Origin of the sequence: Algicella marina, from assembly GCF_009931615.1 — a bacterium.
GTDB classification, from domain to species: domain Bacteria; phylum Pseudomonadota; class Alphaproteobacteria; order Rhodobacterales; family Rhodobacteraceae; genus Algicella; species Algicella marina.
Genome location: NZ_CP046620.1, coordinates 3,095,455 through 3,120,472, shown reverse-complemented (window position 1 = coordinate 3,120,472; position 25,018 = coordinate 3,095,455). Strand labels below are relative to the sequence as shown.

Sequence of the window (25,018 nt, the reverse complement as noted above, 5' to 3'; positions counted from 1 at the left end):
GCGGAATGTAAGGTCCACCGGACCTGTCAGAGGACAAAAAATGAAGAGTGAAGACAAACGGTTGCTGAGGGCTCTGGCTGGAGAAGCGCTGGACCCGCCGCCCGCATGGATGATGCGTCAGGCGGGGCGCTACCTGCCCGAGTATAGGCAGACACGAGAGAAGGCGGGCAGTTTTCTTGAGTTGTGCTATTCACCTGAGCTGGCGGCGGAAGTAACGCTACAGCCTCTGCGGAGGTATGACTTTGACGCTGCCATTCTGTTTGCCGATATTCTGCTCGTCCCTCAGGCCCTTGGCGCAGATCTCTGGTTCGTGACAGGAGAGGGGCCTCGGCTCTCGACCATCGCATCTTCCGCCGATCTGCAACGGCTCAAACCTGTTGACGCTATTCATGATACACTTGGTCCGGTATACGAGACCCTGCGTATCCTTCGCGAAAGCTTGCCGGAAGAGACGGCACTGATCGGCTTTGCAGGTGCGCCGTGGACGGTTGCCACGTATATGATCGCCGGTCAGGGAACGAAGGATCAGGCGCCGGCACGGCAGCTGATGTACAGCGATCCGAAGACTTTCGATGCATTGATGAACCTTATCACCGACGCGACGGCACAATACCTGTGCCGCCAGATCGAAGCCGGGGCAGAGGTGATCAAGCTCTTTGACAGCTGGGCCGGAGCGCTGCCGGGAGCATTGTTCGACAAATACGCGACGGCACCGGCAAAGCGCATTCTGGATATTGTGAGGGCCCGGTATCCGGGAGTGCCGGCAATCGGCTTCCCCAGACAGGCCGGTGAAAAGCTTCTGGATTTCGTGGATGCTACTGGTGTGGCAGGTTGCGCCATCGATACCAGTGTTCGTCCCGAATGGGCGGCACGGGAGCTTTCGCCCCGGACCTGTGTGCAGGGCAATCTCGATCCTGCATTGCTGGTGACGGGCGGTGACATGTTGTTGAAAAGCGTGGACAATTTGAAAAACGCATTCGCGGGACAACCCTACATCTTTAACCTTGGGCACGGCATTACCCCGGATGCCGACCCTGCGAACGTTAATCTGATGCTGAAGGCGCTGCGTGGTCGCTGACGACGATTTCGCGTAGTGCCGCGACGATCGACGAGTCGAGTTGGTCAGCCATTTCCGTGTTCAAGATGTTGAACACACTCGCATCCGGCAGGGCCGCCCGGTATGGCCGGGCATGGGACAGAGCGTCATAGACGTCGGCCACAGTCACGATCCGGGTCAAAAGGTCGATATCCTTGCAGCCCAATCCCTGCGGATAACCGCTGCCGTCGCATTTTTCGTGGTGGCGACCGACGATTTCGGCCTCTTCGCACAGACCGGGGATGCACTTTACGATAGACCTGCCCGTGTCCGCATGGGTTCGCAATTCCTCCCTTTCCTCGAATGTAAGGTTTCCTGCTTTGGAAAGAAGGGCCTCAGGCAGGGTGATCTTGCCGACATCATGGAGGAGAGCAGCACGTGCAAGTGTATCCCGCTGTCCGGTGGTCAGGCCACCCTCGGCTGAGAGCGCCATGGCCAGACGGGTGACCCTTTGACAATGGACGGCGGTGTGCGGGCTTTTGAGCCTAAGGATGTACCAGAGCAGGATAACCGCCGCGTCCGGATCGTCTCCATGGTCTATGGTTCGAGTGTCGGGTGGGCTGGAAAGGATGGCGAAAATTTTTGAGGCCATACTACTGGACGGCCAGCTTTTATCAATGAAATCAAAGTCTTGATTGGTAGCAATTTCATTGGCCAATGCGGAAATATCCGGACAGCCTTCTGAAGTCGGGACGGCCATCAGGTCCCGGGCGGCAACGATCACTTCCGAAGAAAAGGGGGGATGGGTCAGGGCTTTGTCGGCCATGATTTCCAGCGAGTGCCTAGGCAATGGCGTTGCGGCGTGCGGGGTTCCGAACCGAGAATCATGGCGCATCTCATCGCAGTGATTTCTGATCCCGAGAGCGGCGAGCAGATGGTGCAGGGCTATGATTTCGTTGTAAATTTCGGAACTGTTGTCAGGTTTGCCGGCTAGGACCCGGGTGATGGCGATTGCCCGCGCGGCAATTGAGAAACGGTGCGGAGAAACCTGCCGCAGGACCGCCATGCATATCCGGATTCTCGCTTGTCGGTGACCGTCATCAGGAAACGCCGTCGTCTCAAATACCATGAGATCGCCTTGTCAAAAACGGGCCACGCACGCGAAATGAGGTGTGCGGGTGACGTATGGTTACAAGGGAATGCTAGCATTCACCATTAATGGCCTTCAACCTGTTTGCGCGGCAGTAAGTAATTATGGTTTCGATATGGGTTTGGTATGGTTTCGGTATTGCGAGTGTTTCCGTCGATTTTTCGAGCCCAGGTAAAATTTCCGCAAAACCGGGCCATCCCAAGGAAATTTCACTTACGGCCTGTCAGGGCTGATTGCCGAGAAATGCGCGCAGGTAGACGGCTTCGGCGGAAGGATCCTCTGGCATGTGCGGCCCCTTCGGGACCGGGATATCGTCGGGAAGCACGTTATGACCGGCCAGGGCGTTCACTTCGGCTCGGTCATCGGCAAAGGATGCATGGATCTCCGCAATTTCGGCTGGCGTGAAGATGTCGACGGCAGCGGCCATCTGACGGACCTGTTGGTCGAGCTTGAATGCATTGTGGATCACCCGGTTCACCGGCACCTGGCTCGCGACACCGGCGCGGTAGGCGTGGAGAAGGGCGAAGGTGGCCTGTGGTGTCAGGCTTCTGTTCCAACGGGTGTGCGCGTCAACCTGCATCTCCACACCTGCCAATGACGGAAACAGGCCAGCCGGCAGGGTGAGTGCATCATAATTGAAGAGTTGCAATTCACCGCCAAGGGCGCGGGCGAGATGAAGTGCGGGGCTGAAGCGGCGGGTGTGCAGATGCTCCCGCACGAATTGCATCGGAGAGAGTTGGGTGCTGTTTCTCTTGACCCGCTCCATGTAGTAGGAGCGCAGCCAGTCGACGTGGTTGCGGACGACTGCGATGATCTCCAGGCGGTGGTCGGGAAAGGCTTGGCGAACCTGTGCCAGCGTGAACCCGGCCTCGACCATCGAGAAATCCTCGCTGCTGAGCAGTATCGGCAAATCCGGTTGCGACCTGTGCTCGACGACGATGGCATCGAGACTGTCGCGATTGCCATGCCGCAGATCTTCCACCAACTGGTGATGGGCGTAGGCCCAGTTTTCCAGCCTTCCGGCCAATGGATACAACACCGGAAGAAGACCGGCTTCGGCCTGTTCCGCCAGGGCGATCTGGGTGGAGGAGGTGCCGGTCTTGTGGAAACCGATGTGGATGCGAAGGACGGGCTGGATCATTCGCCGGCCTTCGCTTCGGGCCCGCGGACGGGGGTGACGCGGATATCGCGGACGCGGGCCCAGGCGTTGTGCATGCTTGCGCCGTCTTCCAGCCTTGTCTGGATATAGAGGGCCAGCGTGGGCGTGCCGACGGGGACGAAAACGGTGCAGGGTTCCTGTGTGAGTGGCGCCACGGTCTGCCAGTCGGTTTCGGCGAGCCAGACAGGATCACCTTCCCGCAACAGGCGGGACCCATCGACGACGGGGGATGGGGCGACCCGCGCGCGGAAGGCGATATCTGCCGACTTCGGGTTCTCCACCGACAGGGACATCGCGATCTCGGCCGCGCCGAAAAAACCCAGACCGGTGATTTCGGCAGTGGTTGTGCGCCCGGTCTGCGGGTGGACGAGGATGAAGCCCTGATCCTCCTTCAGACGCACCATGCGATGTTTGCGGGGAACGGGATCGGGAGTTGCATCGCGGAGATTGATGCGCTGCTCCAGTGGTGCCAGCGCCTTTTCCGGTTGTTGCCACTGACCTTCTTCGGCGCAGGCGAACAGGGTTTCGACGAAGGCCGGTTCGATGATCCTGTCCTTATACCGGATGACATCGTCTTGCGTAACTTCAAGGGCAGCGAAACGCATGACCGCCTGTTCGGCCAGACGAAAGCGCGTGCGCGGATCCTTCACGGTAAACAGCCTTTCCCAGACGAGGCGGAGAACGAGCCGGGCCATCAGCCGCTTCAAGTCTTCACGGGATGACAGGTGAGCGCGGAAAATGCTCTCAATCAGATCGAGAATGGTGAATATGTCGAGTGCCCGGCGGGAGCCATCCTGCGTGATACGCCCCGAGGCGCTGGCACGGTGGCGGTAGAGTGGCGCGTTAACAAAGGCGAAACGCTGCTGGCCGAGGAAAGCCTTATAGAAAACCGGATGATCCTCGTAGTAGAGACCGGGATCATAGCGCAAGCCGTCGAACACGGAGCGGTGGTAGAGCTTGTTCCAGGCGCTGGGATAGATTGCGGTGAGTGTTTCCGGAGTGCAGACGATGGTGCCATCCATCCATTTCGGATAAACGATCTGATCTTCGATGAAGCCGGCCACAGCTTCGGCCGGAGTGCCGCTGGCATCCATGTGCTGCACGCCGCAGGCCGCGAGTTTGAGCCCTGTTGCTTCGCAAGCCTGGAACATGTCCTGCAACATGGTCGGAGCGATGGTGTCGTCGCTGTCGACGAAGGCAATAAAGGCGCCTGTCGCCGCGTCCAGGCCGGTGTTGCGGGCGGCGGAGAGGCCACCGTTGGCCCTGTCCACCCTGTGAAACCGGGAATCCTGCGCGACAAAGCTGTCGATAATGGCTGTGGAACCATCGGTGGAGCCGTCATTGACGAGCAGTACCTCGATATCCGCCAAGGTTTGGGCGGCAATGGAGGCGAGGCAATCCTCGAGGTATCTCTCGACGTTGTAGACCGGGACGATAACGGAAACCTTTGGTCGCCGGTTTCGGGTGATGGCCGAAAGTTTGCCGGTTCCGTTTGCGGCTGGGTAATCCGTGGCGATGGCGTTCAGCGTTTCGGTATAGGCCCGTGCGAATTGTGCGGGCGTAAAGCGCTGTTCGTAGAGTTCGCGATTGGCGGCGCCTAGGCTGACCCGCTGCTCTGCCGGTAGGGCGCGTAAATGCCGCAGCCCCTCAGCCAGTTCTGCCTCTGAATCGTAGAGCATGATGCCGGGACTGAGCCCTTCGAAGAAGCGATTGCCGCCGTTGCGGGCGGCAAGGACGGGGATGCCGATGGCCAGAACCTCCAGCAGCATCAGGTCAAAGTAGGTCTGGCGGTTGGGCAGAACGAAGACGTCCGCGGCAGCGACGAGATCACCGGGTGTCTCCGTCCAGCCATGTTCGATCCAGCGGGGATGGCCGGGGGCGGCCAGCGGGCCGGGATGGCCGCCGATCAGGAACGCGAGGTCTTCCTCCTTCGCCAGCAGGGCGGCACCGGCACGAGCGAGGATGTCATAGCCCTTGGCGGCATTGTGGCGACCGATGTAGCAGGCCGTGAAGGTGTCGCCGAGAGCGTGGGCCGCACGCACGGCTTCCCTTGGCGTTGCCAGTTTGGGTGGGGTGGCGCCGGTCGGAACGAAGCGGGTGTCGCGCTGGCCGAAGCAACGGGCGAAGTCTGAGAACGTGGATCGGTAAGGCTCCATCGCTTCGGCGCAGGGGAAGATGAGGATGTCGGAGTGGTGAAAGGCAAGGTGGTCGAGGAAGCGATGGTTGCGGAAGTGGAGTTCGGCGGCGGCGGCGGATGCGCCTTCGGAGTACAGTTTTTCGGACCATTCCTTGGCCGGGATTTCCGGGCAGTGGGAGGTGAGTGCGAGCCTGACGGTGTGGCGGCAGCCGTGGCGCGTGAGGGTGTTGTGAAGTTTTAGGATATCGGTGGTGGTATGGGCGTGGATGATGTGCCGCGCCTGCGGGTCCAGCCGGCGGAGATTGGCGGGCGGTATGTGCATCCAGTCCGTCCGGGCGGCGAAGGCTGCCTGGCGGTGGGCGCGTGCGGTGGCCGCCTCCCCCTCCGGTGCGGCATCTTCCCGGCGTCGGGTGTGGGAGGAGAACAGTGGCCGGGCCTCCGGTGCGAAGGGTTTTCGCGGCGTTCGCGACGTGTCGCCGGGATTGCGCGTGATGAGGTCGACCTGCGCGGCGAGGCCGCTTTCCTCCAACCCGGCAGCAAGGTTGGCAAGATATCCGGGCGGACCACCGGCGCGAAGGTTCAGTTGCCAGTCGAAATAAATGGCGTATGGCGCGGGTGTGGCGCGGATCTGCCGGTCCCGACCGGTGTCCGGGAAATCTTCCAGCTTCATCTTCACGTCTCCGTTCTGGAGGGGTGGCCTTTCAGGCGGCGTTGGACATATGCAGGCGAAGCCATTTGCCCGCACCGGTGAGCGACTGGTTCACAACCTGATGCATATCGAGATACTGGTAGGTGCCGCAGCGGCCGATGAATGTGAGCTTTTCTTCGGCGTCGGCCATGATGCGGTAGCGGTCGTAGAGTTTGTCGTATCGGCCGTCATGCGCCTTGACGGGGTAATACCGTTCCATTCCGTTGTCGCGATAATCACAGGGCTCCTCCACCGTGGTGAGAACTTCGCTGCCGCCGCCATCATGTCCTGGCAGGGCGTGCCACCATGTCTCGCGGGTGTTGGGGCCTTCGTCGGTGTAGTTGATGGTTGTGTGCCCCGGGGCATCATCGCGTCGGTGCCTGCTGGTTTGGAACCTGACGGAGCGGTAGGGAAGTTCGCCAAGCTGGTATCCGTAAAAGGCGTCGATCGGCATGGAGGAAAAGCAGAAATCGTAGTCCGACAGCATTGCCTGCGCGAACGGTTGGCCGGTTTCAACGGTGATTTCAGGATGGTCGAAGATACGACGAAACATGGCGGTATAGCCCTTGGCGGGCAGGGCCTGAAAGGTATCGTTGGGGAAGTACCTGTCTTCACTGTCCATGCGGATCTGGAGGCGGCGGACGACGGCGGCATCCATCTCCTGCAGATCCAGCCCCCACATCTTGCGAGTATAGGGGCGGAAGAAGAAATTGGTGAGCGTCGGCCCGATATGGGCGTAGAGGTGATCTTCCGCCGTGGCGATCACCTTCCTGCGCTCCACCTTTCCGGCCAGAAAGGCCATCACCTCTTCGACGGTGGCGAGGCGGGTGCCGAAGACAGCGTTCACCGTGTCTCGGTTGACGGGCAGTGGCACCTCCTGCCCTGATTCGAGCCTGGCTACGACGCGATGCTCATACGGCAGCCAATCGGTGAACCGGGAAAGCCATTCCACGACCCTGTGGTTGGACGTATGGAACAGGTGCGGACCATAGGTGTGGAAGCGGACGCCAGTTTCATCGTCGATTTCATCATGGCAATTGCCTGCGATGTGGTCGCGTTGGTCGATGACGTGTACCTTGAGGCCATACTCGGCCAGCACGCGGGCATAAACCGCCCCTGCCAGGCCCGCCCCGACCACGAGAACCTGTTGCATCTGCCTGCCGGACATACGCCCCTTTGCCTGGCGTGGGGTGTACAAGCCTGTGTGAATCAGCATCTCGTCGGGCATATGAGGGCCTTTCGTGCGGCGGGACCGCAGCCGCCGACAACGGTGCAAACCGGTCACGACAAGACTAGAGATCGACTGGTTAAGCCCAGGTTAACTGCGCTGGTGGGAAAATACCCAGGCAGGCGCCGGATCAGGACCTATGCCCGGACGGGTGCCGGTTGCGTCGCCAGATGTCGAAGTTGAGGGCGGCGGCAAAGCTGACCCAGCCGAGGTAGAGGGTGAACAGCAGGCCGGCGAACACGTCCCTCTGCCAGAACAGGACGGTGGTGACGGCGATGGCCAGCCAGAGCGCAGCGATTACGAAGACGGCCGCACCCTTGCGGTGCAGGCCGAAGAAAACGGGCGTCCAGAGTGCGTTGAGGGTAATTTGAAAGGCCCATAAGGCGAGTGCCGGCGCCGGGTCTGGCGTGCCTGCGACACGGACCGCCGCGACGACCATGGCTATGTAGAGCACTGTCCAGGCGATGGGAAAAGCGACGTTTGGCGGGGACCAGCCGGGCTTGGCCAGGCTCTGATACCAGAGACCGGGGCGAAAGAGCATGCCTGTGGCGGCGGCGGCTGCTGCTGCCCCTGTGAACCCTGATACCGTCAGCCAATCCATTCGTATCCCCCTTGTCCGTGGATGTAGGGCGAGCAATCCGAAAGTCAGGGTGCTGATTACCTGTTGGTAACCATGGGGCACTACACCGGACAAACGTTGGCGATTTGAGGAGAATCCCGGATGCGGCGTGGCGTGTGCCTCCTTTCAATGTTTTTAGTATGGGTATTGGCCGGCCCAGTGGGACTGCCTGCCTGGGCAAATTCCGACGATACCCGGGGCCGGCAGCCCTCGACGGAGGTTGCTGATAGCCGGCGGGATCGGTCTGCGGCGCGGGCGGGTATTCCCTATTTCGTCAAGCAGCTGAATGCCCGGACCGGCCGTGGCACCCTGGCCGGAACTTCAGTTCGCCCCGTCGATGATGTCGCCGCCATGTGCGATGCCGCGGCAACCCATGCCGCCCGGGAAACCGGTGTACCGCGTGTCGTCCTGCAGGCCATTTCACTGACAGAGACCGGGCGGCGGCTGGACGGGGAGCACCGGGCCTGGCCGTGGACCGTGAACATGGAGGGCGTGGGCAAGTGGTTTGCCGGGCGCGAGGAAGCTCTGGCCTACGTGAACGCGCATTTCGCGACCGGCGCGCGAAGTTTTGATGTGGGGTGTTTCCAGATCAACTTCCGCTGGCACGGCAATGCCTTTGCCTCTATCGCCGAAATGTTCGATCCGCAGATCAATGCACTCTACGCGGCACGGTTCCTGCGCAGACTCTACGGAGAAACCGGCAGCTGGAGCCGGGCGGCAGGTGCCTATCACTCGCGGACGCCACAATTCGCCGAGCGCTATGCGGCGCGGTTCGATCGCATTCTTGCGGAACTAGGCAACAGTGCGCCGCCATCGGCGATCGGCAGGGCGGAATATGCCCACAACATGGAGGTGGAGCGCACGCAGGGCCTCGCCGGCCTGCAGACGCAGACGGTGCCGCCGCCCTTGATGGGATCGGTCGCGGCGATTTCGCTCCATGGTTCCGGCCAACCGCTCCTGAACCAGCCGAGAGGGGGCTTGTACTGACATGGCGCGCGCGTTCCCACCCAATGGTAACGGGCAAGCGGGGCGTCGCCCGTGAACCCGACATTGCGGCTCAACGACCTGTTCAACCCGACAATCCTGCTGGCGCTGGCGCTGATGGCGGTGATCGTGATGATGGTTTTGCCGGTGCCGGCAATCGTGCTGGATATGGGGTTGGCGGCCTCATTCGGGCTCGCGATCCTGATCTTCACGATCACGCTTTTCATCGAGCGTCCGCTGGATTTTTCGGCCTTTCCGACAATCCTGCTCGCCAGCCTGATGTTGCGGCTGTCACTCAACGTATCCTCGACCAAGCTGATCATCGCTGAAGGTCATTCCGGCTCCGACGCCGCCGGTGGGGTGATTGAGGGTTTCGCGATGTTCATCATGGGCGGCTCCGTCGTGTTGGGGCTGGTGGTGTTCACGGTACTGATGATCGTGAACTTCATCGTTATCACGCGCGGCGCAGGGCGGATGGCGGAAGTGGGCGCAAGGTTTGCGCTGGATGCGATGCCGGGCAAGCAACTCGCCATCGATTCGGATGTGGCCGCGGGGGCGCTGAGCCACAAGGAGGCGCGGGAGCGTCGGGAACTGGAGCAACGGGAGACGACGTTCTTCGGATCTCTGGACGGAGCCTCGAAATTTGTGAAAGGCGATGCCGTCGCGGGGCTGCTGATCACCCTGCTGAACCTGGTAATGGGCCTGCTGATCGGAATTTTCCTGCATGACATGCCGGTTGGGCAGGCGTTCGAGACCTATTCCATCCTGACGGTGGGCGACGGGCTGGTGACACAGGTGCCTGCCGTCATCATTTCCATCGCTGCCGCGCTGCTGCTCTCGAAAGGTGGCGGGCTCGGCTCGGCGGACCGTGCGCTGATCGACCAGTTGGGCGGCTACCCGATGGCGCTCGGAACCGTTGCCGGACTTATGGCGCTGTTCGCGCTCATCCCGGGGCTGCCGTTCCTGCCCTTCGTGGCCGGGGCGGCGGTGCTGGGCACTGCCGCCTGGATGGCGGCTCGCACCAAGGCCGCCGCACGGGCGCAAGAGAAGGCGGCTGCAAAAGCGCCGGAGGAAGCGCCGCGACGCAAGTTGGGCGACATGCTGGATGTCGATGAGATCCACATGGAGTTTGCGGGCAATCTCGTGGCGATGGTGATGGAGGAGGCGACAGGCCTCGACAGCCGGATCGCGAACATGCGCAATCACATCGCGCAGGAATACGGGCTTATTCTGCCGGAAATCCGACTGACGGATAATGTCTCTCTGCCTGATGGCACCTACACGATCCGGATACAGGGGGTGGAGGTCGCCCGCTCGGAGGTCGACGTTGGCAAGATGCTGATGCTGCTGAGTGACAATGCGCCGGCGGCGCCGGCCGGCCGCAACGTGGCGGAGCCCGTTTACGGCGCCCCGGCCAGGTGGATCTCGCCGGAGGAGCAGGAGGCGGCGACGCTGGAAGGACTTTCGGTGGTGACGCCGACGGAGGTCATCGCTACGCATATGCTGGAGGTCATCAAGCAGAACTTCGCCCGGCTGTTCACGCGGCGATCGATGCGACGGCTGCTGGACGAGTTCGTCGCACTTTCGGACACCGCGCGGGGCGAGGCAAACCGACGGATCATCGACGAGTTCATCCCTGACAAGGTGCCCGTGGACCAGTTGCAATCCGTACTGCGCCTGCTGCTGGAAGAACGTGTGTCGATCCGCAATCTGCCGATGATCCTGGAGGCGATCGGCGAGGCCAACGGCGCAACCCAGCTGCCCGAGGCGCTGGCGGAGCACGTCCGGCACCGCCTCGGTTTCCAGATCACCGCCGAGTTGCAGGAGGCGGATGGCACGCTGCCACTGATCCAGCTTTCGCCGGCATGGGAGGAATTGTTCCAGGAACATCAGATCGAGGCCGATGGACACGTTGTCGACGTGGCGTTGCCGCCGTCGGAGTTCAACCGACTGGCCAACGCAATCGCGGAAAAGATAGCCGACGCGGCCGCGCGCGGGCGCTATCCGGCGGTTATCACCACCACCCGGCGTCGCCGTTTCCTGCATACGGTGCTGTCAGCCAAGGGCATCCGCAACCCCGTCTTCTCCTTTGACGAGATTTCGCATCAGGGCCGGCCGGCAATGGTGGGTGTGGCCTGATGTTCGATATGGTGGCCAGCCTGCTGGATTTCAGCGAGGCGGCATTGCTGGCCGCGATCCTGACCTTCGTGAGAGTGGCAGCAATCGTAGGGCTGCTGCCCGGTTTTGGTGAGCAGTTCGTGCCGGTGCGCATTCGTCTGGCGGCAGCTTTGGCCTTTGCGCTGGTGATCTTTCCGATGCTGGACCGGTCCGCGCTGACAGGCGGATGGACGATGGTACGCTTCGGCGGTGCAATCCTCACCGAGGCGGCCGTGGGATTGCTGATCGGACTGGGGTTTCGCCTGCTGGTCATGGCGTTGCAACTGGCGGGTTCGATCGCGGCGCAGACGACCGCGCTGGCCCAGATTGCCGGTTCCGGCGTTGCGCCGGACCCGATGCCGGCACTCGGAAACGCGCTGGTGCTGGCCGGGCTGGCGCTGGCGATGGTGTTGGACCTGCACCTGAAAGCCATCGAAGCAATGCTGATTTCCTATGACCTGATCGGATTCGGCGGCAGTCTGCCTGCCGGCGATGTCGCCGCCTGGGGGTTGGCGCATGCGGTCCGGGCTTTTGCGCTGGCGTTCTCGCTGGCAGCGCCTTTCGTCATTGCCGCCTTTCTCTACAATGTCGCTATCGGGGCCATCAACCGGGCGATGCCGCAACTGATGGTCGCCTTCGTCGGTGCGCCGGCCATCACCGCGGCAACGCTTGTCCTGCTGTTGCTGGCCGCCCCCCTGATCCTCGGTGTCTGGTCGGGGCATCTGGATCGGGCGCTGGCACTGCCGCTGGGGATGCCGAGATGAGCGATGCGGCGGGAGGCGGTGGGGAGAAGACCTATGATCCGACGCCAAAGAAGCTGGAGGATGCCCGCAAGAAAGGCGATATCGCCAAGTCCAATGAAGTTACTGCAGCGGCGGTATATGCGGGAATGCTTCTGGCGCTGACGCTGGTCGGGGCTGCCGGATTGCAGAAGGCCGGTGGTGTGATGGCGGTTTTTCTAGACCACCCGGAGAAGCTGGAGGGGCGGCTGCTCGGGCCGGGTGGCGGAGAATTGTCTGCCCGGGTCGTCGGCGCCGTTTCCTTCGCGCTGGCGCCGTTGTTGATGCTGCCGTTGCTCGCGGCGCTGACGTCGCTGTTCGCGCAGCGTGCGATTGTCGTTTCCGGTGAGAAGCTCTCGCCGAAACTCTCACGCATTTCGCCTTTGGCCAATGCGAAGAACAAATACGGGCCGACAGGACTGGTGGAATTCGCCAAGAGCTTCACCAAACTTGTCGCGATCTCGGCCACTGCCTATTTCGTGCTCGCCTCGGAGATTTCGGAAATTGTCGGCATGGCAGCAGCCAGCCCTGCCGGTGTGGCGGCGCAGTTTGGCGTCATGTTGCAGCGGTTGCTGATCGGGGTGACCATCATCGCGGCGTTCATCGCCTTCGCAGACTTTCAGTGGCAGCGTTTCGACCATTTCCGGAAGCTGAAGATGAGCTACCAGGAGGTGAAGGACGAAAACAAGGAAGTCGAGGGCGATCCTCATTTCAAATCGAAGCGGCGCCAGCGCGCGCAGCAGATCGTCAGTGGCCAGATGCTGCAGGAAGTACCGACGGCCGATGTCATAATCGTCAATCCGACACATGTGTCCGTGGCACTGAAATGGACGCGTGAGAAAGGCTCGGCGCCTGTATGCGTGGCCAAGGGCACCGATGAAATCGCCCTGCGCATCCGCGAACTGGCGGCGGAGGCCGGCGTTCCGATTCACCGGGATGTGGCTACTGCCCGAGCGCTCTATGACATGGTCGATATCGGAGTGGAGATCCCGGCCGTGCACTACAAGGCGGTTGCCGCGGCTATCCGGTTCGCCGATGAGATGCGCCGCAAGGCGCGGGCGCGAGGTTATGGGGCGAAGGGAAGGGCGCATGACAGCCAAGACCTATGAACCGTTGGTGCGGATCACCGAGTTCGGGCTCACCCGCGACATGGCCCGATTGGCGGAAATCAATGCCCGGATCCGCAAAGTCCAGAGACGCCGGCTGGCTCTCAGGCAGACGGCAGTGCGGGAGATGCCGGAGACAGGCGAGATCGCGGGCGGCGAACTGGCTCGTTTTGGCCGCTGGCACCTGTGGGCAGAGCAGGCTCGCCGGAAGCTCGATGCCGAGGAAGCCGCGTATCAGCGCGAACTGGTGCACGCGATGGAAGCGCTGAGACGCAGTTATGGCAAGACTTCTGCGGTAACGCGGCTGGCGAAGAAACAGCAGCAGGCGGATAAGCGTACCCGCATCGCAAGGGCAGAGCGGGACGGCAGGGCCTCCGAAGAGTGATTGCAGCTTCTTCGCGAATTAGTAGTCCTGTCGGACGATTTCCGTCAGCAACACGTCGCGCAAGCCGTCGCCGACAATGGGCAGGGCTGCTTCGTTGAGGCGCCGCTTGAGATCCTCGATGGCGGCGGGGGCGGTGAATTCACCGTCGAACCCGCCGGAGTGAGCGTGAACGAACAGCACCTCGAGAAAGGCATCACGCAGTTTCGGTTCCCGTTCATAAACAACGTCCTGGGTGCCATCACTCATCTCCAAGGCTATCGAGGCGACGACGAGCGCTTGCACACGTTCGCCCTGCAACAGTGGCACGACGAACTGTCGCTTGAGTTCGGCGAAAGTGGTTGGGCCCTCCATCTCCCGCTTCAGGGCTTCGATTTCCTTGTCTACTGCGGCGAGAATGTCCTCACATTCGGCCGCGGCTTCCGCTTCCAGCGTCAACTCCCCTGCCTGCATCGCCTTGCAGTCGGCGATCGGGTCCGGTTTCAACATCATGCCGACGCCGACGCCGCCGCCGAGACCTACGAGAACGAAGAGAATGGGAATGAGCAGTTTCACGGTCGCATTCTCCTAGAACGGCAGCAGGATATCGGCAATCTGCTGGCCGTACCGCGGTTGCTGGACATCGGTGATCTGCCCTCGACCGCCATAGGAAATGCGGGCGCCGGCGATCTTGTCATAGGTGATCTGGTTCTGGCGGCTGATGTCCTCTGGCCGGACAATTCCGGCGATCTGCAGGTCACGCAGTTCGAAATTGACCCGGACCTCCTGATCGCCCTGAACGACGAGATGGCCGTTCGGCAGCACATCCACCACCGTGGCCGCAATGCGCAGGGTGATCTGCTCGTTACGGCGGACGGAACCGTCGCCTGACGAGGAAGACGAAGAACTGAGGTCGGCGAGTTCGGCGGCGCTGGCGCCTTCGGGCAGAATCGCGCGATCGAGGATCTGAGGTATGCCGACCAGATTGGGGATGCCGACATTCTCAGAGCCGGAGCGGCTGCGGGCGGTCGAATTCTGAATTTGCGCCTGATCGTCGATCTCGATCAGCACGGTCAGGATATCGCCGCGGCGGCTGGCGCGCCTGTCACCGAACAGCGACGTCGGACCGGAATTCCAGAGCGAAGCGCGATCGTTTCCCTGGCGTATCGGTTGCGGTTGCGCCTCAGCCAGCGCGGCGCGACCTGGCGCGACGGTGTAGGCAACCGGTTGGATTGGTCCGCCGATTTCCGACAGGGTTGGTGCCCGGCCCACGTGATCGAGGCGGGAGCAGCTGGCGAGAGTGATGAGGACCAGCAGGGCGGCCGGGATCAGGCTGTTCATTTTCCGACCTCTATGGTGCCGTCGGGGGCGACGCGGCCGGTGACGGTGGTACGGGACGTAATGTTCATGACGCGGATGAGGTCGCCAACGCCGGCGCGCGCTAGTGCACGCCCCTCCGTCTCGATGAAGAGACCGCCGGTAGCGTAGCGTAGCGGAACCACCTGATTGCGCTCTACGACGGCTGGAGCGCCGACGTCGCCGCGGCGGATGGGGCGACCGGGGTAGAGGGTGACGCGGGCTTCGCGGCCGATCACTTCCTCCGGCGTTGTATAGGTGCCCTGTACCGATTGCGCGGCGACGCTGACATCCTCCGCCGCGATGATCGAGCGGCTGGGGATCGCGCGATTGGCGATGAGGACGTCGCAGTGACCGGAGGCGGCTACGAGTGAGAGAAGGGCAACAAGTCGTATCATCGGATCTGGGTGGTCGCGCCGAGCATCTGGTCGGCGGCGGTGATGACCTTGCTGTTCAGTTCATAGCCGCGCTGGGCTTCGATGAGCTCTGTGATTTCGCGCACGGGATCGACGGAGGAAGCCTCCAGATAACCCTGCCGGAAGGTGCCGAGGCCATCGGTGCCGGGCTCGCCAACGAGGGGCTGACCGGACGCGGCGGTTTCGAGATAGTTGTTGGAGCCAACCGCCTCGAGCCCCTTTTCGTTGGAGAAGGCGACGAGGGTGAACTGGCCCAGCAACTGTGCCTCCACCTGATCGTCGAAATAGGCATAAACTTCGCCATTTGCATTGATCGTCAGTTCGCGCGTCTCGTCGGGAATGGTGATTTCCGGGATGACGGGATAGCCATCGGCGGTGACGATGAGGCCGTCACCGGTACGTTTCAAAGCGCCGTCGCGGGTATAGGCGGACAGGCCGGAGGGAAGCTGAATCTCGAGGTAACCGCGGCCTTCGAGGGCGACATCGAGGTTGCCGCCGGTCGCCTGAAGCGAGCCCTGCTCGACCTTCATGGAGACGGCCGATGCGCGCACTCCGAGGCCGAGCTGGACGCCAGCGGGCAGGACGGTGCCATCGGACGCGTTGATTGTCCCGGCGCGGGTGACCTGCTGGTAATGCAGATCGGCAAAATCGGCACGCCGGGCATTGTAGGCGGTGGTGGACATGTTGGCGAGGTTGTTGGAAATCACCTCCACCCGCGTCTGCTGGGCTTCCATACCGGTCGCTGCGATGTTGAGTACTCTCATGATCTTTCCTTATGGTGAGGCCTGGCCGAGTGTGCGGGTGACGGCGCGAATGCGTTCATCCTCCCGCTCCATCAGTTTCTGGCCGAGTTCGTAGTTGCGCTGCACCTCGATCATCCGGGTAAGTTCGATGACGGGATTGACGTTGGATTTCTCGATGAAGCCTTGCAGCACGGCGGCATCCGTCGCGGCTTCTACCGGGGCTTCGGGCCGGAAAAGAACACCGTCTTCCCGATATAGGGCCGTCGTATCGGTGCTCCGGACGACGCCGAGCCGGGCTGCGGGATTGCCGTCCGCGGAGATTGTGCCATCGGCGGCGATGGCGATGGTGCGGGCGTCGGGTGGAATGAATATCGGCGCCTCTCCGTCATCGAGCAGGCGGTGGCCAAGTGGGTTCACCAGTTCGCCGTCGACATTGGGGCCGTAACTGCCCGCGCGGGTGAGCCGCATCCCTGCGGGCGTTTCGACCATGAAGAACCCCTCACCCTCGATGGCGAGATCGAACGTGCCGCCGGTGCGTTGTAGCCCGCCCTGGGCATCGGATGTGAAGCGGGCCCGCGTCGTCGTCATCGCGACGGAGCCGCCTTCAACCGGCACGGCGCTGATCATCTCGGCAAAGATCACGCCCTCACGACGGAAACCGGAGGTGGAACTGTTGGCGATATTGTTCGCCACTGCCTGCATTTCCCTCAGCAAACCGGATTGGCGTGACAGGGCGACATAGCCGGGTGTGTCCATCGTCTCATGCTCCGTTCTGGATCGGGTTGGCGGCCTGCGTAGAGACTGGCCGATTCCCGGTTAACAAACCGCTGATTTCAACGGGATTGATCTGCCTTCGTCTCCGCATCAGCGAACGATAGCGGCGAGCAGGACGTCCTTGTAGAAGACAACTAGCAACTGGGCGGAGAAGGCCATCGTCATCCAGAACGTGACGATGATGGCCCCGAGCTTGGGTACGAAGGTGAGTGTCATCTCCTGTATCGAGGTCAGAGCCTGGAACAGGCCGATCAACAGGCCGATAACCAGCGCGACGCCAAGGACCGGAGCGGAGATCATCACCGCCAGCCAGAGGCCCTGCCGAAGGATATCGATCAATTCACCTTCGCTCATCGGTCAGACCGGCATGCGCAGGATTTCCTGATACGCCTCCACCACCTTGTCGCGGACGGTTACGGCTGTCTGGACTGCGATTTCCGTGGCGGCAAGTGCCTCGACTACGGCCTGAGCGTCGGCGCGGCCCGTCAGACCGGCCTGTGTGGTGGCCTCGCCCGCGCGCATGGCGTCGAGGAAGTTGGCAGCGAGATCGGCGAAGGAGGTGCCATCGCCCTCATTGCGCGGATGCGCCTGCGTGACTGACTGTGCGTTGGTGTAGAGTTGCGATGCGACATGTGATGGTATCTGCATGATTTGCTGCCCTTCTAGCGGCGGATTAGGTCAAGGAGAGAGGAAGCCATCTGGCGCGCCTGATCGAACATGCGCATGTTGGCCTCATAACTGCGCTGCGCCTCGCGTGCATCGCCCAATTCGATCATCAGGTTGACGTTCGACCCCTCATAGGAGCCATCGGCGCCGGCCAGTGGATGCGACGGGTCGTAAATCTGTGCGAGGTCAGCGCGGGACAGGAAGGTGCGGCCCGTGGCTACGGCGCGGCTGTCGCCGGCGTCTTCCATCACCTCGAAAGTCACGAGCTTGCGGCGGTAGCCCGGCGTATCGGCATTGGCGATGTTTTCTGTCGACAGCCGCAGACGAGCCGCCTGTGCGGCCATTCCACTGCTGGCGGCGGTCATGGATTTGAGAAGATCGCTCATCGCCGTTCCCTATGTTCCGATACTGATGCGCAGGATGTCGAGCGTCTTGCGATAGACGCTCATCGCCAGGTCATGATTCTGGCGTACCTCCACCCCGCGCATCATCTGGTCCTCGAGACTTACGGTGTTCCCGTTCGGTGATTCGGCGCCGAATGCGGTTATCGTGGTGGTTTCGGAATTGTGGAGGCTCGGTTCGGATTGAACATGCCCCATGCGGGTCGACTTCATGGCGAAGGTATCGGGCCCACCAGCCTCATACGTCTCTGAAAACGGGATCAGATCACGTGCGCGATATCCGGGCGTATCGGCGTTTGCGATATTTTCGGCAATCACGCCCTGACGGTCTGCCGAATGGGCGGCGAGGCTGCGGGCGGCGCGCAGTATGTCCAGATTCAGGTCCATTTCGGGTTTCTCCCAAATTCGATCTCAACCGATCCTTAAGCCTGTGTGGTTGATAAAGCGTGGAGGAAACCCGGATCATTTTAAGGATCATGCGATGTTCACCAACTTTTTGCCGCTGGCGTCCGAAATCGCCGAGCTGCGGACGTGCTTTCGCTGCGGCTACGTCAGTTCCGTTGGTTCTGGCTCGCTCGAAGTGCGAGGGCTTGGGCCGGTGGCGCGTGTCGGAGATCTGGTCGAACTTGAGGCCGCGGGCGACGAGGTCCTTCGGGGCGAGATCGTCGCGATCACGCGTGAATCTGCACGTGTCATGATGTACAGCGCCTGCGAAGGCGTGGGATTGAACGTCGTTGCGCGGCTGGTGCCAATCAGCGGTCCGCGCCCGGATGAAAGCTGGAAAGGGCGGATCATTGATGCGTTCGGAAACCCGCTGGACGGCAGGCCGTTGCCGCGTGGCGCAGCCGAGGCGGATCTGAAGGCGGTGCCCCCGGCCGCGGCGCAACGTGCGGCCCTTGGCAAACGGCTGAAAACGGGAGAGGCGGCGCTGGACACCATGTTGCCACTGGTGCGCGGACAACGGATCGGCATTTTTGCGGGCTCCGGCGTCGGCAAATCGTCTCTGCTTGCACGGCTGGCCCGTGGCGTGGAAGCCGACATTGTCGTATTTGCGCTGATCGGCGAACGTGGGCGGGAGTTGCGGCATTTCACCGACCATGTGTTGGGGGAAGCCGGCATGGCGCGGTCGGTCGTGATAACGGCGACGTCGGATCAATCGCCGTTGATAAAGCGGCGTGCTGCGTGGATGGCGATGAGCGTCGCCGAATATTTTCGCGATCAGGGCAAGCACGTTTTGTTTCTGGCCGACAGTGTCACCCGGCTGGCGGAGGCGCATCGCGAGGTGGCGCTGACGGCGGGTGAGGCGCCGAGCCTGAGGGCGTTTCCACCGTCCACTTCCAATCTGATTGCCAACTTCGCGGAGCGGGCGGGGCCAGGGCCAGTTGGGGCCGGGCATATCACCGCGGTGTTCAGCGTGCTGGTTGCAGGGTCGGATATGGAAGAACCAGTGGCGGATATTACCCGTGGGTTGCTGGACGGCCATGTCGTGTTGAGCCGGGAGATCGCGGAAAGGGGGCGGTTCCCGGCTATCGATGTGCGTAGAAGTGTGTCGCGCAGCCTGCCAGACGCGGCGACCGCGGAGGAGAATGCGCTGATCGAGCGAACTCGGGCGCTGCTTGGAGCCTATGAGATGGCGGAGCCAATGATCCAGACCGGTCTGTATACACCGGGGTCGGACCCTGAGATCGACGCGGCGATCGTGATCTGGCCAAAGCTAGACGCTTTTTTTGCCCGCCAGTATCCCGGTGGACCGGCAGAGGCCTTCGCGGCGCTGAAGCTCTGTTTTGAGGGGTAGTTCTGCGGGATCTCAGCCGTTGGAGAGGATGAGATTGATGCGCGCTGACGCGCCGAATGACGACGCGTTTTGCAAAAGGGAGAGAGCGGCGAAGCCTGGGGTGTTTCCCGAAGGTCCGGACTCCGCTTCGGCCCGTGCGAGGAAGCGGTTCAGCAGAGCATCGACATTTTCACTGTTGGCAAACACGGAAGGCGAAGAACTGCCAAAAAGCTTGCCAGTCCGTTCCTGGAGTGTTTCCACTTGCTTGTCGATGTCGATCAGCTTGAACTGGGTGGGCAACCCGAAGCCGCCGTCAAAGACCGCCCGGATAGGTTCAGAGCCGAGAATTTGGAACCACTTGGTCTCATCACTGGCCTCCGACGCCACGATTTCAGAGATTTCGCGTTTGAAGCCCATGGCCAGACGGAGGTTTGTATCGTTGTTGCCGACCGCAATTTCGAACTGGCGGGTCTTGTAGGCGTCAGTGATGCGTTGGGCGAAATCCGGCTCTCCGGTACGAGGGCCGAGGGAACTGCCGAAGCCGAAGGCGGCGGAGAAGCGGCGATACCGTGGATCGGTGAAGCGCATTGCCAGTGCGTCATTGTTTTCCGTGCCCTCCTCGAGAATTTTGCGAATGAAGAATTTCTTGTCGATCTCGTCATCCAGTCCGAATGCGCCAAGGGCTACCGAGAGTAGCTGGCGATCAGCAACCAGTTCCTCCGCCGTAAGGATTGAACCGATTTTCTCGTGAAAATTGGCTACATTTCGCGCAATGACGGGGGATTTGTCGAAGGTTTCTTGTTGTGTGGCCTGCGTGCGTTCGAGGAAGCGCAGCCCGGCAACGCCGGACAGAGGCGTGGCAGGCTGGAAAATCATGCCATACCTCCCTGGCCAAACAGACGGGATTCGCGGGCGATGAGATTGCGTAAACTGCGAAGCGCCGGGTAAATCTTGCCGGCGAGCACATGTTTTGTAGCCGAGTCGAGATGCGCGCGGCTTTCATGATCGGTGAATACTTGCGAAAGTTGTTCGATGCCGGTGAGAAGCTGTCGACGGCCCTCTTCGGCGTCGGCCTCTCCGGCGAGGATCATCTGGGCGACGTAACAGGTTCGCTTGACCGGTGTAACCGCCTCTTCCGGGTGGATGGCGTCACGCAGGCGCAGGACGTTGGCATCCGGCGTGATGACGTTGAGGCGCGTCCGGCGGTCGCCGTTTTCCATGACGACACCGTTTATCATCACACGCTCTCTCGGCCCGAGTTTGAGAACCAGCCCGGACATGCCCTATGCACCCGTTCCGGAAGCGCGCAGGCCGCGCATGATTGCGGTGTTGATCTCGATGAGATCTTCGACAGATGCTTCCTTGCGCAGAACCTTCTGCGAATGTTTCCAGATAAAATTGGCAAGGGAAAGGATGGATGCGCGAATGTCGTCCGGCAATCTGTTTCCATCGCCGGCGGCATCTGCTGCGAGGATGGACCAGAGCCGGCGGTTGAGAAAGACGGCTTCGCTGAGCCGGGCAAACGCGGCTGGATCGTCGGAATTGGACTGTGTCGCGAGGCTGGCCGTCACGCGAGCGAAAGCATTGTATTCGGCGTTGCGATCCGAGGGCGCGATGGAGTTGGCCTTCGAGTAAGCCGACTTCGCGAGCGTAGAAGCGTTCATCTCTTCGTCTCCGGGGAAAAGCTGAATTCAGTATCTGCCTCACGCGATGCGATCGCGGGAGGAGACGGGACGGATGGCGAAACCATCCGCCCCGACCGATTGGCTTACCTGAAGAGAGACAGGATGTTCTGCGGAGCCTGGTTCGCGATGGACAGCGACTGGATACCAAGCTGCTGCTGAACCTGCAGCGCTTGCAGACGGGCCGAAGCCTGCTCCATATCGGCGTCGACCAGCGAGCCAATGCCGGATTTCAGGCTGTCTGTCAGCTTGGAGATGAAGTCCTGCTGGATGTCGATCCGTTTCTCGGAGGTCCCGAATTCGGCAGAAGCGGAGATGGCCGTCTGCGTCAGCGTTTCGATAGCCGCAAGTGCGGCTGCAGCACCATCTGCGGTGGAGACGTCGATATCGCCGAGCAATTCCAGACCGCCGCCGATGGTTCCATCAGCTGCCGTACCGTCTGTATCTTCCGTCACGTCGGCGGTTCCGACCGTCACGGCGTTCTCGGAGTTGTTGGTCATCGAAATCTCGCCCGCCGTACTGGTGGATGAGAAGCTGAGAGAATCTCCGTACCCCTGGTTGGTGACCTCGTAGTTGAGGCGCGCAACCATCTGGTCGACGACGACTGCCATGGTATCACCTTCCCGCGCGACATAGGACACGCTTCCGGTCAGGGCGACATCCGCACCGCCCGACAGCCCGGCCGTCAGATCGAAGGCAAAGGTCTGGCCCGCGACGATGGAAGTGGAGGTGAAGGTGGAAACGACGTCAGAGTCGCCAACTGCGATTGCGGTGTTGCTGCCGACCTGATCTGCCGCCGTACCGGCCGTGTTGTCCGTCTGGCCAAGGTCCTGTTTCGCGACGCTGATGGAATTGGAGGTGACATTGCCGATTGAGTCACGATCCAGCGATGCCAGGACATCTATCGTGCCCTCGCCCGTGGTCGTCGTGTTGGACAGAAGATTCTGGCCATTGAACTGTGCAGCGGAGACGATCCCCGAAATCTGATCCCGCAGCGAGCTCAGATCCGTCTGCAGCTTGTCGCGGTCAACGTTGTCCTCCTGGGCGGCTACGATCTTGCTCTTGATATCGCCCAGAAGCTCCGTCACCCGTTCGGAAGCATTGCGGCCAACAGCCACCGTACTTTCCCCGAGGCCGAGAGAATCGGAAATCGCGTCGAAACCGTCAACGTCCGACTGCATCACCTGGCTGATCGCCCAGATTGCGGAATTGTCCTTGGCCGTGGCAATGGACTTGCCTGTCGAAATCTCGTTCTGAGTCATCGCCAGGTTCTTGTTGATGGAGTTGAGAGTCTGCAGCGCGACCATCGCGCTGTTGTTCGTGAGAATGCTAGACATGAATGTCCCCTTTGGCGTGTGACGCTTTCGACGCCACTTCTGATGGAAAGACTGCGCAAGCAGCCCAGGATCGCCATCCTGGCGGTTACGGCCGTTGGTTGTTTCACCACACCGTGCCAACCCCTCGGGTCGCTGCTGGGAAATTGGGACAAACACCATAACAGGGTGTTAAAACCCAAATCAGTTGAGGGACTTACTCCCTACAGTTTTAAATTAAGAAAGACTGAAACCCCCGAGAATCAGGAGCGTTTCTCAACTTGGGGCTCGGTGCGAATGATGTTCTTCTTCAAGCCGGACCCCGTATAAGTGCTGAGCTGAGAACCCGCCGTCTCGATGTCTTGCAACTGCTTGCGAGCCGCAGCGAGACCGGCGCGAGACGCTTCGAGCAGGGCCAGATTCGACTGTGCCGCGATCCGGCACTCGGCGAGAGCCTCGGTGAAGGCAGGATCGTTCCGGTAGGACCTTTTGCTTTCAAGCTCCACGATCTGGTCGAGCAAGGCTTCAAGCTGCTGCGTTCCGGATGCCAACGCCGCAAGCCGGCCCTGGCGCAGCTCCTGTCGCTGTGTGCCGAGAAGCTTCCTTAGCCGGGAAAGCTGCGCGCGCGGACCAAATTGGCCAAGCAGCCTCAAACCTGATCCTCCGAGAGAGCGTTTACTATAGATGCTGCCAGCCCAAGGCCGCCTGTTGCCACGACCTGGTTGGCATATTCCTGTACGAGAAAGCCCGAAAAGGCTTCCTCCCCCGCGCCGCCGCCAAATGTCTGCAGAGGTTTGCCGACGCCGGCGGCCTTCAGCATCTCCGCCAGAAAGGCCGCTTCGAATTCCTTGGCCTTGTTGGTTAGCTGCTCCTGTCTGTCCGGCTGCGTTCCGGAGGATCCGGCCGGCGGGACGGCTGTGGTTTGCGGGGCGATTTCCATGGTGGCATCCTCGAGAATTTTCTCGTTTATGGCCGGTCACGGTAAATAATTGGTAATGCTTGCTGGCGAATGTGTAGCGAAGAACGACAACACCAAGGCACATTTCCCATGACCCCACTCGAGGTAATCACCAATTCTACCCAACCTGTGAAAGGAGCGGATGGAAAAGCCTCGGCGAAACTGGCGCTGTCCGGCGGCTTCGGGAAAGGTGACGGAGACGGGTTCGAAGACGCGATTAAGACGGCAGAAATGGAGCTTAAGCTCAAAGTGCGAGGAGCCGATGCGCCGGAGGCCGAACTTTTGCCGCCGAAGCCCCGCGCGTTTCCGGTGACCGATGTACTGCCGGCTGATTCTGACGTCGCAGTCAAAGAGACCGTTGGTGGTTCGCAGGAGCCCGAGCTGCCAGATAAGGAGGTTGATGGTCCTGCGCTGGAAATGGTTAGGATCGACATGCCCAGCCCCGAGACCAGGCAAACGCCGGTTCCGACCGGGCAAATGGCACCGGATGGTGTCGTGCAAACCGTCGACACACCGGTGCAGGTGCGACAGCAGGCGACTGCGCAAGACGATGATTCTCCAACGGCTGATGTGCGGCCAGAAGTGCGTCAAACGGTAAGCGAGAACGAGCTGCCGGTTCAGAAAGAGGCAGCGTTGGCCCGTTCTGTGCCGGTATCGACAGTCCCAGGTGCCGATGTGTCTGCCAGTTTCACAGAAACTGAAACCGCACTTCAAAGCGCGGCGCAGCCTCGGCCAGAAGTACAAACTGATACGGCTGTAAAGGATTTCGGCCGGAAACCGCCTGCAGATCAGACCCCAGCGCAGGCCATTTCCTCGCCCCCGGCGGCGAAGGTAGGGCATGGCCGGCCACGGGAGGAAACGCCGGTTGCAGACCAATCTGAAAGAGTTGAGGCAACGGTGAAGGAGACGGGCGTACAATTGAAGAAAGGTTCCTCTGCGACCCAGGGAGCCACACTTGCGCCGTTGGAGGCAAAGGCCGCGAACGTTGTCCTTTCCGAGCTGCCGGGAACAGGCCTGATGGAGGACACAATCGGCCGGGAACAGATGTCGGTAATCAGGGCGCAGGAGGGTGTAGTGTCGCAGATAAGCCGATCGCACGGCATTGCGCTGCAGATTCTGCAACAGGTCTTACCGCAACTCGGCGTCGTCACACAGCGGAATGGCGGTGACGGCAACGTGGAGATCCGGCTTGATCCCCCCGAACTTGGCAAGGTGCGGATTTCGATGTCCGGCAACGAGGCCTCGCTGACAGCGAACGTTTTTGTAGAACGGGCGGAGGTCGAAGCGCTGCTGCGCCGCAACGCGGATGTGCTGCACTCCGCCTTGTCTGAGGCCGGCTTCGATGGCCTGTCCCTGAATTTCGGAGGTGCGGCGGAAGACTTGCCCGATAGCAACATCGCGGATGCAGAAACCGGTGGCAGCGTGAAGGCTGCGGACATCGAGCCGCTAAGCCTGCACTTGACCCTTGGCCGCCAGGCTGTCGGCGAGGGGCGCCTCGACATTCGTCTCTGATACCGGGAACTGAAGGAAC

At 61.4% G+C, this 25,018-nt stretch carries 28 protein-coding genes; 8 read left to right on the top strand and 20 right to left on the bottom strand.

Annotated elements, in window-relative coordinates; genetic code table 11:
• The first annotated feature begins 40 nt into the window (after positions 1–40).
• On the top strand, positions 41–1,078 hold the full coding sequence (hemE, locus tag GO499_RS15390; protein ID WP_161863008.1) for a uroporphyrinogen decarboxylase: 1,038 nt from the start codon (positions 41–43) through the stop codon (positions 1,076–1,078).
• Here hemE and GO499_RS15385 read toward each other — a convergent pair.
• The 5 genes from GO499_RS15385 to tspO all read right to left on the bottom strand — a co-directional run bounded on the left by GO499_RS15385 (position 1,044) and on the right by tspO (position 7,999).
• Complete coding sequence (locus tag GO499_RS15385; protein WP_161863007.1) at positions 1,044–2,102, bottom strand: HD-GYP domain-containing protein; 1,059 nt, start codon at positions 2,100–2,102, stop codon at positions 1,044–1,046. The two genes, hemE and GO499_RS15385, sit on opposite strands and share 35 nt — an antisense overlap.
• Before the next feature lie 307 nt (positions 2,103–2,409).
• Entirely contained in the window at positions 2,410–3,327 is a 918-nt protein-coding gene (locus GO499_RS15380) for a hypothetical protein (RefSeq protein ID WP_161863006.1), read from the bottom strand.
• The gene (locus GO499_RS15375; protein ID WP_161863005.1) at positions 3,324–6,152 is read right to left on the bottom strand and encodes a DUF6212 domain-containing protein; all 2,829 of its coding nucleotides are present in this window, start codon (positions 6,150–6,152) and stop codon (positions 3,324–3,326) included. The genes GO499_RS15380 and GO499_RS15375 overlap by 4 nt, the downstream gene beginning before the upstream one ends.
• 31 nt (positions 6,153–6,183) lie before the next feature.
• Positions 6,184–7,323 (bottom strand): UDP-galactopyranose mutase, encoded by a 1,140-nt coding sequence (locus tag GO499_RS15370; protein WP_161863004.1) that lies wholly within the window; start codon positions 7,321–7,323, stop codon positions 6,184–6,186.
• A 205-nt stretch (positions 7,324–7,528) separates the two neighbouring features.
• Entirely contained in the window at positions 7,529–7,999 is a 471-nt protein-coding gene (gene tspO, locus GO499_RS15365) for a tryptophan-rich sensory protein TspO (protein WP_161863003.1), read from the bottom strand.
• Positions 8,000–8,368: 369 nt separating this feature from the next.
• On the opposite strand from tspO, the gene GO499_RS15360 reads away from it, so the two are divergent.
• From GO499_RS15360 to GO499_RS15340, 5 genes are all read left to right on the top strand, one after another.
• The gene (locus tag GO499_RS15360) at positions 8,369–9,004 is read left to right on the top strand and encodes a transglycosylase SLT domain-containing protein (protein ID WP_161864014.1); all 636 of its coding nucleotides are present in this window, start codon (positions 8,369–8,371) and stop codon (positions 9,002–9,004) included.
• Positions 9,005–9,118: 114 nt separating this feature from the next.
• Positions 9,119–11,140 carry a flagellar biosynthesis protein FlhA gene (gene flhA, locus GO499_RS15355; protein ID WP_161864013.1) on the top strand — a complete coding sequence of 674 codons (2,022 nt, stop codon included), beginning with the start codon at positions 9,119–9,121 and terminating at the stop codon, positions 11,138–11,140.
• The gene (locus GO499_RS15350) at positions 11,140–11,922 is read left to right on the top strand and encodes a flagellar biosynthetic protein FliR (protein WP_161863002.1); all 783 of its coding nucleotides are present in this window, start codon (positions 11,140–11,142) and stop codon (positions 11,920–11,922) included. The genes flhA and GO499_RS15350 overlap by 1 nt, the downstream gene beginning before the upstream one ends.
• A complete protein-coding gene (locus tag GO499_RS15345; RefSeq protein ID WP_161863001.1) occupies positions 11,919–13,046 on the top strand; it encodes an EscU/YscU/HrcU family type III secretion system export apparatus switch protein in 1,128 nt (375 codons plus the stop codon). The genes GO499_RS15350 and GO499_RS15345 overlap by 4 nt, the downstream gene beginning before the upstream one ends.
• The gene (locus GO499_RS15340; protein ID WP_161863000.1) at positions 13,027–13,428 is read left to right on the top strand and encodes a hypothetical protein; all 402 of its coding nucleotides are present in this window, start codon (positions 13,027–13,029) and stop codon (positions 13,426–13,428) included. Before GO499_RS15345 ends, GO499_RS15340 begins: the two co-directional genes overlap by 20 nt.
• A gap of 18 nt (positions 13,429–13,446) precedes the next feature.
• On the opposite strand, the gene GO499_RS15335 is transcribed toward GO499_RS15340, so the two are convergent.
• The 9 genes from GO499_RS15335 to GO499_RS15295 all read right to left on the bottom strand — a co-directional run bounded on the left by GO499_RS15335 (position 13,447) and on the right by GO499_RS15295 (position 18,147).
• Complete coding sequence (locus tag GO499_RS15335; RefSeq protein WP_161862999.1) at positions 13,447–13,980, bottom strand: flagellar basal body-associated FliL family protein; 534 nt, start codon at positions 13,978–13,980, stop codon at positions 13,447–13,449.
• Between the two features lie 12 nt (positions 13,981–13,992).
• On the bottom strand, positions 13,993–14,745 hold the full coding sequence (gene flgH, locus GO499_RS15330) for a flagellar basal body L-ring protein FlgH (protein ID WP_161862998.1): 753 nt from the start codon (positions 14,743–14,745) through the stop codon (positions 13,993–13,995).
• Positions 14,742–15,158, bottom strand: coding sequence for a flagellar basal body P-ring formation chaperone FlgA (gene flgA, locus GO499_RS15325; protein ID WP_161862997.1), 417 nt, complete (start codon positions 15,156–15,158; stop codon positions 14,742–14,744). The genes flgH and flgA overlap by 4 nt, the downstream gene beginning before the upstream one ends.
• Entirely contained in the window at positions 15,155–15,940 is a 786-nt protein-coding gene (gene flgG / locus GO499_RS15320; protein WP_161862996.1) for a flagellar basal-body rod protein FlgG, read from the bottom strand. The genes flgA and flgG overlap by 4 nt, the downstream gene beginning before the upstream one ends.
• Before the next feature lie 9 nt (positions 15,941–15,949).
• Positions 15,950–16,675: a flagellar hook-basal body complex protein gene (locus GO499_RS15315; RefSeq protein WP_161862995.1), complete on the bottom strand. Its 726-nt coding sequence runs from the start codon at positions 16,673–16,675 to the stop codon at positions 15,950–15,952.
• 108 nt (positions 16,676–16,783) lie between these two features.
• Positions 16,784–17,047, bottom strand: coding sequence for a flagellar biosynthetic protein FliQ (locus GO499_RS15310; protein ID WP_161862994.1), 264 nt, complete (start codon positions 17,045–17,047; stop codon positions 16,784–16,786).
• 3 nt (positions 17,048–17,050) lie between these two features.
• Entirely contained in the window at positions 17,051–17,341 is a 291-nt protein-coding gene (fliE, locus tag GO499_RS15305) for a flagellar hook-basal body complex protein FliE (RefSeq protein WP_161862993.1), read from the bottom strand.
• A gap of 14 nt (positions 17,342–17,355) precedes the next feature.
• Complete coding sequence (gene flgC, locus GO499_RS15300) at positions 17,356–17,745, bottom strand: flagellar basal body rod protein FlgC (RefSeq protein WP_161862992.1); 390 nt, start codon at positions 17,743–17,745, stop codon at positions 17,356–17,358.
• A gap of 9 nt (positions 17,746–17,754) precedes the next feature.
• A complete protein-coding gene (locus GO499_RS15295; RefSeq protein ID WP_161862991.1) occupies positions 17,755–18,147 on the bottom strand; it encodes a FlgB family protein in 393 nt (130 codons plus the stop codon).
• A gap of 94 nt (positions 18,148–18,241) precedes the next feature.
• On the opposite strand from GO499_RS15295, the gene GO499_RS15290 reads away from it, so the two are divergent.
• Positions 18,242–19,555 (top strand): FliI/YscN family ATPase, encoded by a 1,314-nt coding sequence (locus GO499_RS15290; protein WP_161862990.1) that lies wholly within the window; start codon positions 18,242–18,244, stop codon positions 19,553–19,555.
• A 12-nt stretch (positions 19,556–19,567) separates the two neighbouring features.
• Here the strand turns inward: GO499_RS15290 and GO499_RS15285 are convergent, their stop codons facing one another.
• The 6 genes from GO499_RS15285 to GO499_RS15260 form a co-directional block, all read right to left on the bottom strand.
• Entirely contained in the window at positions 19,568–20,410 is an 843-nt protein-coding gene (locus tag GO499_RS15285; RefSeq protein WP_161862989.1) for a DUF1217 domain-containing protein, read from the bottom strand.
• Positions 20,407–20,814: a flagellar biosynthesis repressor FlbT gene (gene flbT, locus GO499_RS15280; RefSeq protein ID WP_161862988.1), complete on the bottom strand. Its 408-nt coding sequence runs from the start codon at positions 20,812–20,814 to the stop codon at positions 20,407–20,409. Before flbT ends, GO499_RS15285 begins: the two co-directional genes overlap by 4 nt.
• Positions 20,815–20,817: 3 nt before the next feature.
• On the bottom strand, positions 20,818–21,198 hold the full coding sequence (flaF, locus tag GO499_RS15275) for a flagellar biosynthesis regulator FlaF (protein ID WP_161862987.1): 381 nt from the start codon (positions 21,196–21,198) through the stop codon (positions 20,818–20,820).
• Between the two features lie 104 nt (positions 21,199–21,302).
• Complete coding sequence (locus GO499_RS15270; RefSeq protein ID WP_161862986.1) at positions 21,303–22,553, bottom strand: flagellin N-terminal helical domain-containing protein; 1,251 nt, start codon at positions 22,551–22,553, stop codon at positions 21,303–21,305.
• A gap of 239 nt (positions 22,554–22,792) precedes the next feature.
• Entirely contained in the window at positions 22,793–23,182 is a 390-nt protein-coding gene (locus GO499_RS15265) for a hypothetical protein (RefSeq protein ID WP_161862985.1), read from the bottom strand.
• Positions 23,179–23,469: a rod-binding protein gene (locus GO499_RS15260; protein WP_161862984.1), complete on the bottom strand. Its 291-nt coding sequence runs from the start codon at positions 23,467–23,469 to the stop codon at positions 23,179–23,181. Before GO499_RS15260 ends, GO499_RS15265 begins: the two co-directional genes overlap by 4 nt.
• 108 nt (positions 23,470–23,577) lie before the next feature.
• On the opposite strand from GO499_RS15260, the gene GO499_RS15255 reads away from it, so the two are divergent.
• A complete protein-coding gene (locus tag GO499_RS15255) occupies positions 23,578–24,999 on the top strand; it encodes a flagellar hook-length control protein FliK (RefSeq protein WP_161862983.1) in 1,422 nt (473 codons plus the stop codon).
• Positions 25,000–25,018: the final 19 nt, after the last annotated feature.